Source organism: Flavitalea flava, assembly GCF_054461575.1.
In genome coordinates, this window is sequence record NZ_JBTLQH010000006.1 from 150,694 (window position 1) to 171,675 (window position 20,982).

Genomic DNA, 20,982 nt, shown 5'->3' on the forward strand with positions numbered 1-20,982 from the left:
ATCGAACACCATGGGAGACCCTAAACAGGCAAACCAAGACGTCAAACAGACAAACCAGCAGATCCCTGAAATCAGGGACGGTAAAAGCAGGGAGGGACAAACTTTCGATGCCATCGTTGTCGGTTCGGGAATCAGCGGGGGCTGGGCGGCCAAAGAACTTTGCGAAAAAGGTCTGAAAACCCTGGTTCTGGAAAGAGGCCGTCAGGTCGAGCATATAAAGGATTATCCTACCGCCTCTCTGAATCCCTGGGATTTCGAGCACCGGCTGAACAATACCCGGGAAGAGCAGGCCGCCAATCCCCTGAAGACCGCCTACGGGGATGCCGGCGGAAATCTGTTCTTCGTAAAGGATAGCGAACATCCCTATGTGCAGGAAAAGCCTTTTAACTGGGTGAGAGGTTACCAGGTCGGCGGGAGATCTCTTACCTGGGGAAGACAATGTTACCGTTACAGCGATCTGGATTTCGAGGCGAATGCCAGGGAGGGAATCGGTGTGGATTGGCCTGTCCGTTATAAAGACCTGGCTCCGTGGTATGATTATGTCGAAACCTATGTCGGTATCAGCGGGAAAAAAGAAGGTTGGGCGACCTTGCCGGATGGCAATTTCCTTCCGCCTATGGAGATGAATTGTATCGAAGATCTTTTCTCCCAAAAAATACGTTCCCATTATCCCGACAGATTGGTAACCATTGGTCGTGTGGCTAACCTCAGCCAGGGATGGAATGGCCGGGGGCCATGTCAATACCGCAATCTTTGCGTCCGGGGCTGCCCGTTCAGCGGGTATTTCAGCAGTAATGCCGCGACACTTCCTTCTGCGGCAGCAACGGGTAATCTTACCCTGCTGCCGGATTCGATCGTGACGGAGATCATCTACGATGAACAACAGCAAAAGGCAAGAGGGGTGATGGTCATGAATGCTCATACCCGGCAGGTAACCGCTTATTATGCGCGGATCGTTTTCCTGAATGCGTCAACGATCGCCACCGCCGCCATCCTGTTGAATTCAAAATCCGGCCGCTTCCCGGAAGGGCTGGGTAATTCAAGCGGTCAGGTAGGCCATAATTTGATGGATCATTTTACCGGAACCGGGGCTGAGGCGGAAATCGAGGGTTATGCGGAGGAATACTATTCCGGCAGAAGACCGGTGGGGATCTATATGCCGCGGTTCAGGAACATGGGTTCCTCCGGGGACCGTAAGGATTATAAAAGAGGATTTGGCCTGCAGGGTATGGGAGGACGTGCCGATTGGCGGGCGCAGGGAGCAGCTTTGTCCGGTTTTGGGAAAAATTTCAAACAACAACTGCTTAAGCCTGGGCCATGGGGGATCTGGCTTGGGGCCTGGGGAGAGACCTTGCCCTACTTTGAAAATAAAATCATGCTGGATACGCATCAAAATGATGCCTGGGGGCAGCCCCTCGTCAGGATCGATTTTGAATACCAGGAGAATGAAAAAACGATGAGTAAAGATATTCAGGCCAGTATCGAGGAAATGCTGACGGTGGCCGGGATGAAAAATATCCGCTCCTACAGTCATCTTCAGCCGGGAGGGTCCGCCGTTCACGAAATGGGAACGGTGCGGATGGGAAAGGATCCCAAAACTTCCGTATTGAACGGTTTTAACCAGATGCACGACGTAAAAAATGTGTTTATCACCGATGGAAGTTGTATGACTTCTTCTGGTACGGCTAACCCATCATTGACCTATATGGCCTTTACAGCAAGGGCCTGCGATTATGCGGTGAATGAATTAAAAAAGGGGAATCTATGATGACCTTCAGGGTTTACCTTTTTCCACCGCTGCTTCTTCCACCGCTCCTTTGTTTTTAGATAAAAATCCGGTGATCTGCCGGTAGATGGCCTTATAGGTATCCAGGGTATAATGAAGGATTTTTCCCAATTCCAGATCTATTTGTTTGCGCATGATAAAATACCAGACGATGAAACCGGTCATGCTGGTGATCAAGGTTCCGATGGCGGCTCCATAAAAACCGAAATGGGAAAGACAGAGATAATTGATACCCAGGAAAGCGACTAAATAAACGGTATTGGTAACGAAGACCAGGCCCGGTTTGCCAATCGAATTCAACAAATTGGCTGCCTGATTCTGAGCTGGCCGCAGGATACCGGTGATCATATACAATTGCAAAATGGGGGCGGCAAGAGCATAGGCGCGTCCTCCAACGATGAGGGTGAACAGACGGGGGAAAAGGATAATAAAAAAGGCAGTTGGGATCGTAAAGGCCAGCAAAACGGCCACCATTTTTTCATACAGGTATTTCACTTTTTCTTTTCCTTCTTCCACTGACGCTCGGGATGCCTTTGGGAACAGGATCTCGGATGCGGCATAGGAAGGGATATCCACCAGAACATTGATCCGGGAAGCCACGTTGTAATAGGCTACCGAGCTTGGGTTGATGAATTTGGCGGTCATCAGCTGGTCAAGATTATTGCTGATATTGGCGATCATACCCGAGCCGAAAATATAACCGCCATATCCAACGATCTTTTTGATCCAGCGTTTGCTGGCCTTAAACCGGTAGAGCAGATATTTTCGGGTATACCAGAACAGGACGATGGTGCCCAACCCGATACTGATGGATTGATACATGCTTAATTTTTCCAGGGATAAAGGGATCTTCAGGATCCAATAGGTAAGGATCACCCCAAAAAAAATGAACTGGCGAACCAGGTATCCGGCAAATCCTCCTTTAAAATCCAGGTTGGATTGTTGCACAGCTTCCAGATGCGCAAAAAAGATCATGAAGACCATACCGGGAATAAACCATTTCAGCATATGTGCAAATTCGAGCCCTGTCTTAAACCACCTGCTCAGCCAGTTGGAAAAAAGGAGGATCAGTAATATAAAGACTATAGTTATCGAGGCATTGATCAGAAAAGAAGAAGAAGCGATCTCCGTTTGTTCCTCAGGACTGCTGCTGCCGCTTACATACTTGATATGAGCGTTCTTTAGCAGATTACTCTTGGTAGCCTCGAAAATGCCGGTGATGGTCAGGAAAAGGGCCCAGGTTCCCATTTGAGGGATGGACAGGGTCCGGGTGAGCAGGATCAGGTTGATAAAGCCGAAGAAGGTCAGGGAAAATCGTTGAAGGAAGGTATAAAAAGCGGAACGGATCCAGTATGAAGAAAAGTGTTTTTTCAATCTTTGAAAGTTAACGAAGTGATTGGTCAAACATACAGAAAAAATGGACATACTGAAAAATAAAAAATCACCCCTGTTATCTGTCTTTTAAACAGATAACAGGGGTGATGGAGAGGTAAAAAGAATTATTCAGCCTAAATCCTTTACCCTAATTCTTTAATGTTTTACGATCTTTTGGTTCACTATAGTGTCTCCCAGCCGGAAACGAACGATATAATTTCCTGCAGCCGCATTGCTAAGCGGAATAGAGACAGGAGTTGTACCATTGCTGATATACTGTTGCCGGGCGGCGATCCTTGTGCCCGTTGCAGACCATACCTCTATAGTAGCATTGCCGGATCTTCCTGCATTGATCTCCAATTCAACGGAATTGTTTATAACAGGATTGGACAACACACGGAGGGTGAAATCATCCGTCCTGGAGGCAACACTGATGATTTTGCTGTAAATGGCCTGACCATCCAGATCGACCTCATGAATGCGGAAATAATGTTTGGTATCCGTAGCATCCGGGCTATAAACAAAACTGTAGGATTTGACAGAAGGGTTATTGGGAACTGATCCTACATTGGTGAAATGAACCCCGTCCGCAGAATGTTCGACTTCGAATACTTTGCCTTCTTTATTATTATCGATAGTCCAGTTCAGATTGATCTTACCGTTACTCAGGGTTCCTGTAAAACTCTTCCAGGTTACCGGAAGCGGGGTAGCCGTACTACCAAAGGTGAGGGTTGCACCATCATTTAACATGACTCCGGTATAGTTAGCTACCTGATTGGCATTGGAGAAACTGGTAGGGCTGTAGATCGTAGTCGTCCCGCTAAAATCGGTGCCGCCTGAGGGGCTAACTACCAATCTGAATTTGCTGGCATCTCCAGGGGTTCCTGCCGGAGATAAACCGGTATAATCGATACTCAGATCAACAGTTCCTACAGTTCCGGTCTCCTGAACCTTCCATGTGCGGCCCATGATGCCGATTCCGGGTGCGGCGGGAGGCGCTCCGGTAGTTGTTTCGGTAAACGAGTTTCCGTCATTGCCGATCAGGAGGAATCCGCCATCTACCGGGGCAGAAGGATTGGAGAGGATTACATTCCCTTGGGCGGACTGTCCTGTACCATCACCGCTTCCGGTTACGATGCTGTTGGATTGGGTCACGTTCAGACCGCCGTTGTTGTCTTGTCCGATGCCGAATACGGCATTGTTAAATGAAGCGTTGGCGGTAGCATCCCAGATGGTTGTGCCTGTAGAGTTAACCAGATTCGTACCCAGGTTGACTCCATATTTTAAAGCGAGGTATGAAAAGATCTGGGCTCTTTCGGTTCCGCTGATTGAACGATTGTATACGATGATCTCGGCGATTGCGCCATTCAAAGGTTGTGCTCCATCCCAGTTAGCACCCATGCGATTATACTGATCACTTAATTTTCTTCGATCACCGCCACTAGGAGGGGTAGAAACATCAGTAGTGCTTAAAACGAACACACCAGGAGCACCAAGGTTATATGTTTGAGCATCTAGAATTTCAAGATCTGATGAAGGCTGGTTCAATAAATTAATTTGGCTAATATTCCATGCATTCTGAGTATATGACTTTTGTAAGCCTTGAGTAAAGGGTGATAATGCGTATTCATCACCATAAAGGCCAGTACTGCCGCTCGATGTATTATTGGTGGAAATAGCAAATGCGTCAATATCAACTGCACTTGAGCTACGCTGTTCCCAAATACGCTGGAAAGCCCCGATAGTAGTGGATTGCCAAACTACAAAGGCACTATAGTCTGAATTATTCACTGTTACAGGCGCATTTGCTCCCGTTGGGCCATCCATAAATTGGGCACCAGTAAACGCAGCGGCGGGATTAAAATTAATAACAGAGTTGGTGAAAACCGGAGCGTCAGCCAAGGCGGCCGTAAATGATTTAGTGGCATCGTTGACATAGGTCCATGTGGTAAGATTGGAACCAGTAAGAGAGGTACCGGAAGTAGACCTGACCCACATCTTAAGCAGGGTGGGTACGCCTCCGGGTGCCTGGGCCATCAGCCCACCGGCACTTAAAATCAATACTAAGAATGTGTAAAGTTTCCTTTTCATGTTTAAAGTTGTTTTGAGGATCAATAAGGGCAAAATAGGTAACTAATGAGTAGGAGTTTCAGTGGATATGTGAATCAGGGTAAATTGAAGTGTCATTCAACACTTGAATCAGGAAAATGAATTTCGGGGATATTGGCGTATAGGGGTTAAAGATAAGAGGTTTTTAATAATCACCCGTGAAATTAATGTGGGGAAACCACTGTGGGAATAATTCTCCAAAATGGGAAAAAGTCTCTACGGTTTGGCATAATTTTCGCTAACTAACAGAGTTGTTCGAATAATCCGATATCCTTAATGAACAGCAGAAGTATTGAGCGTTCAACTTGTTTGCCAGCTTGGTATTGATGTATTCATTATGTATACTTTGTTTAGAATCATTCAATTGATCGACCCTAAATCCAGTAATCTATGAAAGCCAGTAGATTTTTCACCCTAACGGTACTACTATGTATTAGTGTATCGCTTTTTGACCCTAGGTCCGCTTACTCACAGACTGAATCCCACAACTTCATTACGTACGATACGACATTCGTTGTCGGTTACGCGAATTTATCCTATATGTTAAGGATAACGCGTCCGGCTAATATGTTCGTTGCGGGCGATCCCGATACGACATCGCGCCCCGCCATTATTACTATGGGCGGCGTCGGTGAAGTGGGTACAAATCCTGCGAATATCGCCAAATACGGACCTCACTATTGGCTCGTTAATGGATGGGATGGCGGCGTAATGCTGGGAAATGGCAAACATTATCCCATTATTATCAGTGTGCAGGCGAGCGAAGCCTGGCCGCAGACCACGGAATTATGTATGGTCCTGACTCATATTCTTAAAACCTACCATATTAAAAGAAGTTCGGTTCATATGGGAGGTCTGAGTATGGGATCTTTTTCATGGACCTCCTTAATATGTCATCAAAAGAGTGCAGGCGATGAGACCGGAATGAAATTAATAACCAGTTTGGTGGCCCTTGAAGGGCAGTCCACCGGGGTCTCCGCTGCCGCAAAGCCATTTCAGATCGGAGGACCAGGCTCCTTTGATTCATTTGGTTATTGGGCTACTAAATACAAAGGTAAATTTTTCGGCCTGGAAGGGACCGGTGACTTCAGACAGGTCGCCAAGGTTTCCCAGAATATGAATGCCAGTGCGCCGGGTTCTGCCTATTTTTCTTATGAAAGCATAGGCGGAGGCGCACATTGCTGCTGGAATTCCATGTATGATCCTTCCGCTACCAACTGGACATCCGTTGGGACATTAGGACCTAATAATGCAACAGGCGCCGATCCCAATACGATGGGAACTTATAAGACCGGTGAAAGTATTTTCCAGTGGATGCTGCGGCAGGGGGATTCCACCCTGGTAGGCTCTTCGGCTACGCCGGTTCTGACTCCGCCTACTGTAAGTGCAGGAACTGATATCGGTATAACTTTACCCACCAGTACGGTAACGCTTACCGGAACGGCTACTCCCGCTTCCGGAACGACCATTGCCAGCTATGCCTGGTCACAGGTCAGCGGTCCGACTGCCTCGATCACTACTCCGGGAGCAATTTCCACAACAGTTACGGGATTAACCGCCGGTACCTGCGTCTTTATGCTCACGGTGACCAGCAGTGAAGGTGTAAGCGCGACCAGTAATATACAGGTGACGGTCAGCCCAGCAGCTGGCCCGGTCCTGACTCCGCCTACTGTTAATGCAGGAACCGATATCGGAATTACCTTACCCACCAGTACGGTGACGCTTACCGGAACGGCTACACCCGCCTCCGGAACGACTATTGCCAGCTATGCCTGGTCACAGGTCAGCGGCCCGACTGCAATAATCACTACTCCGGGAGCTCTTTCTACAACAGTTACCAGTTTAACCGCAGGAACCTGTGTGTTTATGCTTACGGTGACCAGCAGTGCAGGAGTAAGTGCTACAAGCAATATCCAGGTGGTTGTGAATACCGCACCTGTCATACCTCCCGGACCACCCTCATCGGGTCTGGTGATGCGGAAAGTAGCCGTTACCGAATACCGGACCGGTTATTTGTACAGCGACAGCAATTTTTATTCTTTTTACAATAAAGTCTTTCAGAAATATGATCTGGGAGCCAGAAAGGTAGTCGATGTAGCTACAGGATTTAACCTGCTCTTTGCCCTGGATGATCAGGGTTATGTATGGATGGAAAGCGGAAACACGACGCCGATGAGCCGGGTTTCGACAGATGCTACCGGTGGGCCTTTCAATAACAATGTGGCCATCTACGGTTTTTCTACTACCTATACCAGTATCCGCACGGACGGAAGTCTTTGGCTCTGGGGTACGGATGTTTATAATTTGTACGGTGGGGCAAAGATCACCCAGCCGGTTCAGTTATCGCCGGCAGGAATGAAGGTCAAAAAAGTGGTCATGGGCGGCCGTATCATTGTCCTGACCCAGGACGGACAGGTATATGACTGGACCAACGGAGGCGGTCTCACACCTGTTAAGAAAAATATTCCCCGGGCTGCCGTAGATATCTTTGGTTCTGCCTTTAATTACCAGGGATGTATCATTCCTGATGTTACTGGAAGCCAGTCGATGGGATATCCATATATATATGGAGGAGAGTTCAGTTTTTGGGGTGGCAATACGGCCTACAACGAACCGACGTCCGTAAAAGCTTTATGGAATGTAACCGTGCCAATCAAAGAAATTGCAGCCAATGCCAACACAATCCATTATATCGATTCATTGGGCAGGATGTTCGGAATAGGCGACAATTCCCAGGGGGAACTGGGAAATGGGGTAGAGAAGGTCAACCATATGGAAACCTACAGCGCCCCTTATTCCTGGACTTTTACCAAGGGTGAAGGATATACCGGTGCGCCGTCTATCCAGATTGCTCCGGGTATCAAATGGAAAAAGATCTTTGCAGCCAATTTTATGTCCTATTATAAATATGCGCTTGACGAAAACGATAGTGCATATAGCTGGGGAAGAAACAAGGCCCTGGCCCTGGGGAATGGCTTTATCAACCTGCAGGAGCAATTTTATCCAAATTCTATGGATATACTCGCTCCAAAGATGGTTACGCCGATCGCCAATAAATATCAGGCATATAATTTCACTTTACCGACGATCAATGCAGGTTCCCCTCAGACCATTACGGGTAATACGGTCAATCTGAGCGGAACAGGAACACCGGCCCGCCTGATAAAGGCCTCTCCGGTTGCTGTAAATGGTATCGATGCGGTAGGGTTTACTGTGGCCTCTTATAAATGGACACAAATAAGCGGTCCTGCCGGGGCGACGATCACGACCCCTGGTTCTGCAGCCACAACGGTGACCGGATTGACAACGGGAACCTATGTATTTAATCTGCAACAGACCGATAATAATACGGGGACCATCAGTGGAAAAGTTACAGTAACCGTCAGCGGACCTGCGGGAACACCTGTTGCCAATGCAGGAGCAGACCAGGTGATTACCCTGCCAACGAACAACGCCGTATTGAATGGCAGCGGTTCGGAAACCGGTGGAACGATCATGTCCTATGCCTGGTCACAATTGACCGGTCCCTCCACGGCAACCTTGTCAAATGGCAATCTCGCACAGGCGGGTGTCAGTGGATTGTTACAGGGCGTATATACTTTTCAATTATTGGTCACCGATAAATTGGGCGTGACAGCTACGGCCACCGTCAAAGTAACGGTGAACCCGGCTGTGGTAATTCCCGGACCTCCTTCTGCTAATGCAGGAGCTGACCAGAGCATTACCCTTCCTACAAATACCGCTACGCTAAAAGGAAGCGGAACGGAGACCAATGGTACCATCGTATCTTATGCCTGGACGCAATTGAGCGGTCCTTCTACAGCTACTATCGCTACTCCTGGTCAGGCCCAGACAAATCTGAGCGGACTGATTCAGGGTGTTTATACTTTCCAATTGACCGTGAAAGATAATTCCGGTGTTACGGCAACGGATGTGACCAAGGTGACAGTGAATCCGGGTATTGTTCCCGGACCTCCGTCTGCCAGTGCCGGGAACGACCAGGTTATTACGCTTCCTGCAAATACGGCAACGCTGACTGGCAGCGGAACGGAGACCAATGGCACGATCGTATCTTATACCTGGACGCAATTAAGCGGCCCATCTACAGCCACTATCGCCACTCCGGGTCAGGCACAGACCAACCTGAGCGGATTGATACAAGGCGTTTATACGTTCCAATTGACCGTGAAAGATAATTCCGGTGTTACTGCAACAGACGTGACCAAGGTGACGGTGAATCCCGCCTTACCTGTACCAGGGACACCTGTTGTCGATGCCGGATCAAACCAGGCCATCACGCTACCAACCAATACAGTCACGCTTGCGGCTACTGCTTCCGAAACAGGGGGTGGTACCATCGTAACTTATGCCTGGACGCAATCGAGCGGTCCTTCGACAGCTTCGATTGTTACTGCCGGTCAGGCGCAAACGGTGGTTAATGCACTTGTGCAGGGCGTGTATACCTTCCAGATTATCGTGACCGACAACTCGGGTGTGCAGGCTACGGATATTGTAAAGGTGACGGTTAACCCGGCGCCGGTAGTGGCTGGGCCTCCCGTGTTAGATGCCGGAACCAACCAGGTCATTACGCTGCCTGTCAATACCGCGACATTAAAAGCAACTGCTTCGGAGACCGGAGGAACCATTATATCCTATACATGGACACAGTTAAGCGGTCCTTCGACGGCGACGATCGTTACAGCCGGTCAGGCACAGACAACGGTGAGCAGCCTGCTGCAGGGTGCCTATTCCTTCCAGGTGACAGTAAAGGATAATTCCGGTGTAGAGGCAACAGATGCCGTAAAGGTAACCGTTAATCCGGCCCCGGTGGTTCCTGGCACGCCTTCTGCCAATGCGGGAACCGACCAGGTGATCACGCTGCCTATTAACTATTCTATCCTGTCGGGCAGTGGATCGGAAACAAACGGAACGATCGTTTCCTATGCATGGGTACAAAAAACAGGTCCTTCGACGGCTACCATAAATAATGCAGGACAGTCTCAAACCGGTGTAACCAATCTGGTGGAAGGAGTTTATACTTTCCAACTGACGGTGACGGATAACTCCGGAATACCGGCAACGGATCTGGTGCAGGTAACGGTTAATCCGCTTCCGGCCAATAAGGCTCCTATTGCCAATCCTGGTCCTGATCAGTCTGTATCTACCTTATACCCGGTTAGCCTGGATGGTTCGGCTTCTTCCGATCCGGATGGCACGATCGTGAAATACGAATGGAGCCAGGCTTCAGGTGCAGGCGGCATTACCCTGACCAATGCGACGACAGCTACTCCGACGGTATATGGAATATTGCCGGGTGTGTATGAATTCCTGTTGACAGTTACGGATGACAAGGGGGACACAGGTTCGGCGAAGGTGAAGATCACTGTCACTTCGTTAATAACCAATATGGCTCCGGTAGCAGATGCAGGAACCGATACGACCATTATCTACCCGGCTTCGACCACGTCTACCCTGGATGGTAGCAAGTCTTACGCTAAGGTTGGTTCCATAACCTCCTATAGCTGGAAAATGTTGTCAGGACCTTCTGAGACAACCATATCCAATGCTGACGTTCCCGTTACGAATGTAGGGCAGCTGAACATCGGAGATTACCAGTTCGTACTTACCGTCAAGGATGATAAAAACGCCGTTTCTTCGGATACTGTGCTGGTACATGTTCAAAGTAACCTGCGCAACGACGGATACGTGAAACTGTACCCGAATCCGATAACGGATAATCAGATAAATGTGGAAGGTAATAACGATTATCTGGGCCAGGTGAAATTCAGTCTCTATGATGCCGGCGGCAGAATGGTCAGGACGGTGATTAGCGAAAAGAAATTCTCTTCCTTCCAGCAGCGGATACCGGTAACGGGTCTTGGTAAAGGAGTTTATTTCCTGAGTATTCAATTCCCTGGAAGAAATAAGCCAGAGACCTTTACGGTGGTCGTTGACTAAGGCTTGAATGATTGATATATATAAAGAAACCGCCCCGGAGGATTTATCTTTCGGGGCGGTTTTATTTTATGGGCTTGTTAATTTTTTTAGGGATGTTTTGTTGTGCCGGTTATTTCGCTTTAGGTTCTCCGGCTTACCCATACACCGCTCTGCGCCATTTTTTCTCATTTACTGGAGCTATAGCCAGGCATTTGTTCTTTCTTCAACAAAGAGTTTCCCCAACTGCAGAATCTGCTCGAAAAAAAATGCGCATCGGCGGAGTATGGGCAGCCGTGGAGCGTAGAGGTGCAGGTGTAGGCCCTAAATTCAAGATTCATTTTAATTACTAATAAAATCAGATATTTTACCAGCCTTCCCAACATAAAATAAGGCTCAATATTTAAATGCTATTTAAATAATTAATTGTTTCTCTAATTCTATTTGGTCCATCTTCTATATCTAAACTATATTCTTTTAAATATTTATTGAAATAGCCTTCGGCTACTTCGCTAAAATTTGGATTGCCATTTAACCTTGCTATTATTATTGAACGAATATAATTATCCGGTTCATTTATCACATTTATTTTTCTATTCTCTTCGTTTAATACCTTATTCAAATTTCCAATTTCAGAATAATGCCTCAAAAAAGTATCCACTTCATTAGCGTAAACCTCTTTGATTTGCCTTAGCAGTTTGTGTAATTCTTCTTCTGTTCTAATTTCGTATTCCTTTATTCCAGTAAAATGTTCAATTCCTACATTGAATGTATAAGTAATATCCTTATACTTTTCCATTACTAAAACATGCTTTTGAACAATTTGTTCAACCTTATCTATCCTTATAAGAAAAAAAGGAGATACCAGGAATTTGGGGCGATAATCAAAGATCGCAATCCCAATCTGATTAAATCCACCTTCAAAAGATCTTAAAAACCCTGCCGCTTTCGTATTGAATTTATATCCATAGTTCTTTAAAAAAACTCCTAAATCCTTTTTTATTATTGAACTCATTTCTGTTTTTAGCATGTACATGTTATTTATTCTATTTAATAATTATTATACAATATGCCCCTTGATCCATATTGCGCCGCATTCTGTGCAGTCTGAGGGATTGCGACTGCAATTTTGACTTGTGGATTAACCTTGATTGCCTGACCTACAACCAACCCAGCTTTTGCAGCATTGAGTCCTCGAGGAATAACTGCTGCAACCTCATTATTTTTAAGCCATCTATAGGATGCGCTTTGACTTTCTGTGTACTGCGGTTTTGAATTTGTATTTGTAAGATCCTTAACAGAACTAAATTTTGCATCCACCAATTCATACACAGGACTAGTCGGTAACTTGGATAAAAAATCAATTGTAATTGTTTCCATTCTGCCGTCTTTATTATATATATCTAATGTGATTTGTTTACCAAACTGGCCTTGTGGATTATTTTTAACTAGATCATTATATACAGCCTCCTCGTGTACTTTCCAACCCGGATCATTACTTACTCCAGTCAACGCACCTTGTGCGGCATTTAAGGCGTTTTGCCCATAATTCATAAAGCCATTCCGCAGATTCCTAAAAAACGAACCTACTCCCTCTTTTGCTCTGTCTTCTGGTGATTTCCTAAGCCATTCTTCGATTCCTTTTTTTCTCGCAACTTCTTCTTCTGCAGTAGGGCCTTTTAATGAATTACGGATCTTTGCCTGTTCCTCCTCCTTATCTTCTTCTTTTAGTATTTCTTCTTTGTCTTTAATTCCTCCTTCCGCATCAGGTTCTTCTAGTCCGTCCACATCTATTTTCCATACGGGCTTATTTCCAGCATATTGATATGGGGTATAAAATGGATATTTAAAGGTCAGCGGATCCACACTCAAAAACCTCCCCAACCTCGGGTCATACACCCGCATCCCATAATCAATTTGATCCCCTATCCCCTTGACCTCATTGTCATTCTCCTTCCCATTAAACCCATATCGATAAGTGCCATTACTAAATGTCCTTCCAGGCATTGGCATTCCGAAAGAGTAATAATCATTGGCACTGGTTACTTCGGGATTGTAATAATCCACTGTGGAAGTATTTGACGAATGCTGAACTTTTTTATCACTGATCGTCACCAGCACATTTCCCAAATGATTCGATAATTCAAAGAGCTTACTACCTCGAACCAAATATCTATTTTGTACCAAACCAAGGTTGGAGCAATTTACGGTTAAATTTAATATAGCCAATCGGCTGCTACCATAAACATGGGCCTCTGTCTGCGTTAATGCCCCTGAATTCCTGGAATTATCTCCCTGAACGTAGGTTGACATTACATTTCCGGAAGCATCTCTTACATACCAGGTTGTAATCCCCTTGACAGTTTTACTGATACGATTACCTCCGGCATCATAAGTGTATGTTATTGTTCCGCTATCATTAGCCATGCTGAGGATCTTTCCGTAAACACTCCATGCTATATTGGTGACCCTAGCCTGGGAATCTGCTACCATATTGCCTATAGCATCATATTTATAATTTGGCCCGGTCTGGTTCTTGATATCATCATAACCAATTCCCGGAACGGCATCCCTGATACTGGATAGCTGATTGGTCAGATGATCGACCCCAGTTGCCGGGGCCTGACCTGGAATATATTCACCGGTGCTACCTCCTGTTTTTACATAGAGATATTGATAACTCAGGTTATCCATGGCCAGGGACAGACCGGTACCTGTCGTTCCGTTGCGATTGAGTGTTAATATATTCCCATTGGGATCATAACTAAACCGTTCGGCAAAATCGGACATCGGAGTTGTACTTGTAGGGCCAAAACTGCCATTTGCCGCCCAGGCATCCATACTTGTCAATCGGTTCAGCTGGTCATACTTATAGTTGTAGATCATAGGACCGGCATATGCATTGGCGGAGCTGGCGGCTAGTTTGCGAATATTGACGGCCATGCTGCCGATATTACCATTGTACAAATTGGTTTTTTGAGCGGTTGGCAACCCATTTCCCTGAATATACCCTGTAGGAGGGGAAAGGGGTTTGTAATCGGAGTAGGTCCCGTCATCGAAGTAATTCAGATTTACCTTGTAGGCATCTCTTTCAAACAAAGGGGTTGTCCCCGTACCATCAGTATCATATAGATCATTTGTGGAAGGATCATTCACCCATGACGGATTGATAGATTTTAACCAACCTTGCAGGGTGTAAGCATAGTCAACTCCCTGAACCTGCAAATCTCCCAATTGCACCCTTGCCAGGGGACCATGTCTGTAATACTGATATGCGGCATCATTTTGCCACTGAATGGAGTCTTGACTGGTCCTCACTCCAATTAATCGATTCTCTGCATCATAACTGTACTGATGATAGAATGCGTCCGCTTTTCCCGGCTGATAGCTTACCTGGTTGACCTTTCCGCTGACAAGATCATAATCATATTTAATAAGCTTGAATCGATTGGCATAGGCGTTCATTACACTCGTATTCCCATAATCCTGCAGGAGAGTGTCCACATTCCCATGAATATCGTAACTATAAAAGGTCGCCGCCCGGTATGGGACTAAATTGGTATTATCTAAATCGATGACCTGTGTATAAGATACCCTATTGCGCAAATTGAGCTGGGACAGAGGGATTGCAGTGGCAAAACCTGGATAAGACTGGTCATACACAGTTCGGGTAATTTGTTGTTTGATCCCTCCATTGGTTAAATCACTTAACCAATTCTTCAAAGCCGTTGTATCCTGACTAATACCCTGAGTCATGACAGTTGTTTGGGGCTTTTGTCCGACTTCCGTGATCCTCCCCAATTGATCATAAAGAGTATAGCTGTAAGATGGGTCAATGACCTGTCTTGCATTTTGACTGACGGCCAATCTTGCCAGCCGGTCATACCAGAAATAACTGGAACCGGCATCGGGAGTCCTTTGGGCAATTACCTGATTCAATGAATTATATCGGTATTGCACGGCCATATTTTCGATATTGGTGCTGTTTGCCAGATCAGTTGACGATGCTCTGGCATTCTGGACCTGAACCAAATAGGTCGATCCATAGTTTGGTTTGACTGCTGCGGGAGATAAGGTTTTGAGTAGGTTACCCGCCTGATCATAATAATAAAGGGTATAGTGATATTCAGATGGCTGGTAGGTTGCATAAAAAATTTCGGTTGCTTGTACGCTAAGGCATTGTGCCTTGTACAAACTGTCAAAATTAGCTTTAAGGAAATCACTCCTTTGCTGAAATAAGAGTAACCCAATAAAATTTGCCTGTTCCTGTACCTGCTGACAAGGATTGAATTGAGTGGTGTCCGGCAAAGCGATATAGGTAAGAGGCTTATCCAGTGCGCAAAGTGCAGTACCCGACAACCCCGGAAACGCTGAAATAAGGGTCTCAAAATTATCCATTGGAAAACTAATATACCCCTGATCAAACGTGACACTATTGCTGGCAGTATATAAAAGGGGTAAGGTCGATCCGGAAGGGGGCTGCGCATTACGATCGGTTAAGTCGAGGTCGGTAACAGGCGCGCTCAGGTTACAGGACAAATAGGCAGCTGCATATTCATTGGCAGTCTTGTTGAATCCTGTTTTGAAATTAAGGTAACGGGCCCATAATGCATTCTGTTTGGCCATACCGGTATCTACCGATACACCACTAATATAAGGTACTCCGGCATAGGTGGGGTAAAATAAACGGAAGGCTATCGTATAATTCTGTAGGGAGGCGCAACTGAGACATGGTTGCACATAACCGCAATTCAGGAAGGGCGGTATAACAACAGTACTGCCCAAAATAATAGGTTTATAGTAGGTCACGCAGGAGTCATTGCTAAACTGCGGGGTGGCACCTCCCGATGGAGAGACTTTTGCCTGCAAACTTGATTTTAGCTGCGCGGAATCTCCTGAAAGTTTTGATATTCCTGTATTTCCGGAAGGCTTGGTTAAGGCAGCGCCCCCACCGCCACCTCCTTGCCTTGGGAAACATGCAACGCTATTCCAATTAAAGGTATTACACTGCAGCAATCCCTGCCAAAGAGGTAAGGAAATTGTGTCGTTATAATTTACCGCCAGGAAAATATTCATACTGCCAAGACTGGTCGTATCAAATCCCGCCGTTTTGGCTGCTCCCTTTAATAAGGTCCATTGTCTGCAATTGCAAGTGTCGACAGTTGCCCTTTGATTTACGAAAACCGGCGGATTACTATTATAAGGTTTAGGATAATCCACAGAATATGGGTTACAAAAATAAAAATTTCCGGGTAAGGTCACAATTCCATTCAATGCGAAGACATGATTAATAATGTCTTCAAAATTTGATGGCGCAACAGGTAACTTAACAGGATTCACGTTTGATGCTCCGGAAGGATTATTATTGTCCACAGAGTTATGACACACCATTACCAGTGAATCTAAAATAAGATTAATGATATTGGTTACTTTCACGGAATCACTATGCGTCTGATTCAGTAAGAACTGCTGTAATTGCTCACACTGCATAAGTCTTGATTGCCAAAATGGCCTTTGGGCAATACAATGATCCGTGGAATTGGCGGCAACGTAGGTATTCGCGAGTGTCGCTAAGCCAACAGAATCTCCTGCGTTAAGATTGGTTGCTTTATCCCACCATGTCCAATTCCACTGCGATGAAAGGCTTTTGCCATTAGCAAATCGAAGCTGCTTACCTTCAGTTTGTAATTCTGACATAGCTGCAGCTGATAGTATGCCGGCCTGCTGAGCATTTATATAGGAAAGGACCATTTCATTCCGATAGTTGAGGTACTGGCTTCTAAACGCCTGCCATACTGCATCTTTTTGTATTGTAGTCGTAGCAGATGGATCAATACCTGTTTTATTCATGGTACCCGTATAGTACGCCCGCATACTGACAGGCTGGGTCGTATCGCCTAGTGCAATACCATTCGCTAAAAGCCAAATGGTATACCCAACAGTGGAGTTGGGATTTATACTGACAGTCAAATAATTGGACATATTTGTTCTATCTGATGATACATACCCCTGATTGCTATTGAAGGTGAAATATGGGTCACTGGAAAGGGGATTCAAATATCCTTTTGCTAATGCGTCTGCGTAGGTATTGCATTGCATAACATTGTCCAGCCAGGTATAAGATGATTTTAGTGTGGTTTCTGCAAAATGTAGTTTGCTGTATTCCGGATGATAGTAGATCAGCTGGGCTGCCCAGTTACGGGCATACATGGATGTAAAACCATCAGTAGATAAGCCATTCAGAACGGATTTATCAGTAGGATCTCCGTTAGGATAAACGCTATAATCAATAGTTCCGTCAGCAGTTGCATAAAACGTAGCTGCTCCGGAAGGTTCTGACACTGGGTTTTTATAATAGGGCTTTATTCCCGGGCTTCCGGCGTAGGAAGTAGTAAAAATATTATATTTTGCCTCCAGGTTGGAGCCATTGACCATAGATGGTGCAATTGCGTATTGCCCGGCATAAGGGTTCATATCGTTCAGCATTTGGGCTCGGATTTGAGTTAGCGTACCCAATGCCGGGTGTAGGGAAATGCCGCAGGCATCTGCGCAATCGAGGGAATCCTGGGCGAATAGGGCATGAATGGCGTCGTCTGTCAGGGTGGAGCTGCCCCCAAGTGCAATAAGGTAATTAGCTTTATAGGTTGAATAGGTTCCCAACTGGGCCTGACAAGTTGTGCAATTACGGGCAGCAGCAGGTGTACCGCAATTGGAGGCGGTTGAAAGAACAGCAAAAACCGAATCCTGTATATTTTTCTGAGTCCTGCATAAAAAGACCTTCATCGCACTATCTTCGCGTAACCTAAAAAGAGAGTCATTGATAGTCAGTGTTTTACGGACTACCCATGAGCCTGTTGTAAGGGGAATCTGGAAATTTATCTGATTAGTAGGAGTATTAATTCCATCACCTGTAAAACCCATAGGAGTGCCACAAGCCTGGTTAGCGGGTACCATCTGGAGATTATTAAAATGCTTAACGATTGGTAATGCCCCGTTACAATCTTCCTGACGAATAGATATTTCCAAATCATATTTACAATCGAAGCAGACCTGATGGTTGTTGCAATCGAATTGCTGGAATATAGCGGGATTTAATTGATAAGTGAAATTATAAGGGGTATTATATGGTAATAAGATCGTACTGATGGATTCGATCGAATTGTTTTTGATAATATTACTGGCCGGAGTTAAGAAATTATTGGTCAATTGTCCGGATGAAACAGGGTAAAATGAGGGATTGTTATTGATTGTGGAAAGGTTCAGAGGTGAATTTCCGGCCAAGGAAGTGGCGACTGTTCGACCATGCATATCAATATAACTAATACTCATCTGACCATTGGCATCCTGGACCATATTTTTGAAATAATGAGTCGCATCACCAGCTTCGGTCCCAAATAAAGCGTCCAACTCATTTTGAGTAGGCTTACCATAATAAAGTTTCGTCTCATGTCCATTGCCGATCTGTTGGGCCTGGCCTACTCCGCCCTGCCTGCTCACCCTGGCCGTTGGGTCATCCGTATACCTTGTTTCGGTATAACCGTATCCATTGGCATCTGGAATAAGATTTGCTGAACTTTCGACACCTTTCCAGGGATTATTTGCTGAGTAATATTGCCCATTACCCCTGGTTATGTCCAGTTTTGGTGAGCCCTGGCACTGTGTTCCTGCCACTGAAAGATCAAAGTATTTAACCGGATTGTCGTTGGTCGTTTGGTTAGAAAAGCGATTGAAATCACTGAAATACTGAATTGCCGTGGAAAGGGTTGGCGTTGGTAAAATCTGGACATTCGGTCTTCCCTGCAGATCATAGATCGTTTCAGCTACGGTAGTGTTCCCTGTGTTATTATCCTTAGTGACTGTCTGTCTTCCCCGTAGGGTGCCGTCAAAATATTGAATAACCGTCTTACTTTTTCCGTTTTCGGCAAAGATGGTCGAGGACTGCCAGTTCATATTGGGTTGATGCCCGTTATTACTAAAGGTCTGGGGAGAAGACCAGGAGCCTGAGATCAGGCTGCCATCGTTTTTTCTAAGCGCCGCCCGGACCCTGTAATACAAAGTCCCTCCTCCATTACCCGGATCAGCTGGTAATAATAGCGGGACATTATAATTATAATTGCTGCCATTATAATCGATATCGATACGGGTGCTATTTGTCCTGAACAATGTATTAGCATCGAAGACTCCATTGATATTATAAAACCCTTTTGTTTCGTTTTCCACCCAGGCATATTCCAATTGAGAAATATTATTGTTCGATCCGGCAGGAAAGTTCCAGGACAAGGATAATTGATCGGAATGATTTATCCCATCGTAGCTGCCCGTAAGACCTGTAGGTGCCAATTGGGACGGAGTATTTGATAAAGGAAAATACCGGAGTATTTGCATTTCATTTTCCAAGGTGAGCAAGGGCTTCACATTGGCCTCCGTCCAACCATTTGACATATTCGTGTACACAATATTGTTGATCGTCACCCTCACCAATTCGTAAGAGGTTGTTCCACTCAATTCCATGTACATGACAGGATTATATTTGCTCCCTGGGGTTGGGTCATAATTTACACTTAATACCGGAGTCATGATTAAGTCCGGGTTGTTTCCAGCTGAAGAGGCTAACTCCCAAAGTTCCACTTTCAGGGTAGCCGTTGCAAGAAACCCGGAATTAAAAAATAGCAAGGGTGATCCTGGTGAACCGGTAGGTTGTAACTCGTTAAATTTAAACCTAAGAATGTTTTTTATTTTTCTGGAGGCCTCTCCAAGACTAGTATAGCTGACGGTATTGGGTACGGAAGGGAAAGCCTGATTACAGGAGATGGAATTCAATTGACGGCTTACCTGTCCTTCTTCGAACTGAGCTTGAATCCTTCCGAAGACCAGTTGAATAATTATAAAAACAAAAATAACCCGCTTGATTTTTTTTATTGACATAAACAGCTGATTAATAGCATTTGTTATTCCTAAAATGTCTTTATCACTTCATATCCTTCACATTGGCCTTTCCCACTGAAACGTTTTAATTGATCGTCGTAGGTTATCTTTTCCTCCCATAATGGCATTGTCATCGCATTTTCTTTTGTCATACCAATTGGCCCGAAACTTATAGATGCAGTCTCGGTTATTTCAAGGCTTTTTTCTCCACCCATCTCAAGCATCATTTTGCCGATATCGAATCCCCTGGATCTATATATTTCTTTTATTTGTTCAGATTCCGGCTGTCGGACTTTCATGGTTATTTCCATCAAAACCGGTAGGTGAGACCCCCTGGCATATCTTATTTTCATTTCCGAACTGGTGAAGCCCTGTACTCCTCTTTTTTCCCTGGACCGGATAAGGATTTGCCCCGTATCTTCCTTTTCAGAAATTTCAGCTATAGTGTATTGTTCCCTTAGTAATTTTTGAGCATCCATCTTCTTCAGCGGAAGGATATCCATCTTTTTTTTAGTAGCTAGGTCAATCTTGTTCAATTGAATAGTCTTTCTCAAGTGATTAATTCTTATCATAAGGCTGTCTTGCAGATATAATTCTTCCCGCTCATTACCATAATACAACTCGTCGTCAATCTTGTAAAACTCATTATGCAGTAGTGAAATGTTTGTTTCCTGGTCCACCATGGGGCCACTCCTCATAGAAATAAGACTGCTGAAATGCAAATAAGGTCGTATTGCAAATGACATGACTTTGTTAAACTCCCTGATCACCGCTCCTGTATCCGGGACGTTTTGTGCAGACACCTTAAGTGTAGCTACCATTAGAAAATATACCAGATATTTTAACTTTTTCAT

At 45.4% G+C, this 20,982-nt stretch carries 7 protein-coding genes; 2 read left to right on the forward strand and 5 right to left on the reverse strand.

The window, feature by feature from the left end:
- Positions 1-10 precede the first annotated feature (10 nt).
- Positions 11-1,768 (forward strand): GMC oxidoreductase, encoded by a 1,758-nt coding sequence (locus ACX0G9_RS08515; protein WP_459064458.1) that lies wholly within the window; start codon positions 11-13, stop codon positions 1,766-1,768.
- Between the two features lie 6 nt (positions 1,769-1,774).
- Here the strand turns inward: ACX0G9_RS08515 and ACX0G9_RS08520 are convergent, their stop codons facing one another.
- On the reverse strand, positions 1,775-3,160 hold the full coding sequence (locus tag ACX0G9_RS08520; protein ID WP_459064459.1) for a flippase: 1,386 nt from the start codon (positions 3,158-3,160) through the stop codon (positions 1,775-1,777).
- Positions 3,161-3,316: 156 nt separating this feature from the next.
- Positions 3,317-5,251, reverse strand: a complete 1,935-nt coding sequence (locus ACX0G9_RS08525; RefSeq protein ID WP_459064460.1) for a T9SS type A sorting domain-containing protein — start codon at positions 5,249-5,251, stop codon at positions 3,317-3,319.
- Between the two features lie 558 nt (positions 5,252-5,809).
- On the opposite strand from ACX0G9_RS08525, the gene ACX0G9_RS08530 reads away from it, so the two are divergent.
- A complete protein-coding gene (locus ACX0G9_RS08530; protein WP_459064461.1) occupies positions 5,810-11,227 on the forward strand; it encodes a PKD domain-containing protein in 5,418 nt (1,805 codons plus the stop codon).
- A 379-nt stretch (positions 11,228-11,606) separates the two neighbouring features.
- Here the strand turns inward: ACX0G9_RS08530 and ACX0G9_RS08535 are convergent, their stop codons facing one another.
- From ACX0G9_RS08535 to ACX0G9_RS08545, 3 genes are read right to left on the reverse strand one after another with little or no spacing between them, the layout of a single operon-like run.
- On the reverse strand, positions 11,607-12,233 hold the full coding sequence (locus tag ACX0G9_RS08535; RefSeq protein ID WP_459064462.1) for a hypothetical protein: 627 nt from the start codon (positions 12,231-12,233) through the stop codon (positions 11,607-11,609).
- Between the two features lie 20 nt (positions 12,234-12,253).
- The gene (locus ACX0G9_RS08540) at positions 12,254-20,128 is read right to left on the reverse strand and encodes an RHS repeat-associated core domain-containing protein (RefSeq protein WP_459064463.1); all 7,875 of its coding nucleotides are present in this window, start codon (positions 20,126-20,128) and stop codon (positions 12,254-12,256) included.
- Positions 20,129-20,157: 29 nt separating this feature from the next.
- Positions 20,158-20,982 carry a hypothetical protein gene (locus tag ACX0G9_RS08545; RefSeq protein ID WP_459064464.1) on the reverse strand — a complete coding sequence of 275 codons (825 nt, stop codon included), beginning with the start codon at positions 20,980-20,982 and terminating at the stop codon, positions 20,158-20,160.

Coding starts and splice junctions, on each gene's coding strand:
- ACX0G9_RS08515 (WP_459064458.1), top strand. CDS start 11: ATGGGAGACCCTAAACAGGCAAACCAAGACGTCAAACAGACAAACCAG.
- ACX0G9_RS08540 (WP_459064463.1), bottom strand. CDS start 20,128: ATGTCAATAAAAAAAATCAAGCGGGTTATTTTTGTTTTTATAATTATT.
- ACX0G9_RS08530 (WP_459064461.1), top strand. CDS start 5,810: ATGTTAAGGATAACGCGTCCGGCTAATATGTTCGTTGCGGGCGATCCC.
- ACX0G9_RS08545 (WP_459064464.1), bottom strand. CDS start 20,982: ATGAAAAAGTTAAAATATCTGGTATATTTTCTAATGGTAGCTACACTT.
- ACX0G9_RS08535 (WP_459064462.1), bottom strand. CDS start 12,233: ATGCTAAAAACAGAAATGAGTTCAATAATAAAAAAGGATTTAGGAGTT.
- ACX0G9_RS08525 (WP_459064460.1), bottom strand. CDS start 5,251: ATGAAAAGGAAACTTTACACATTCTTAGTATTGATTTTAAGTGCCGGT.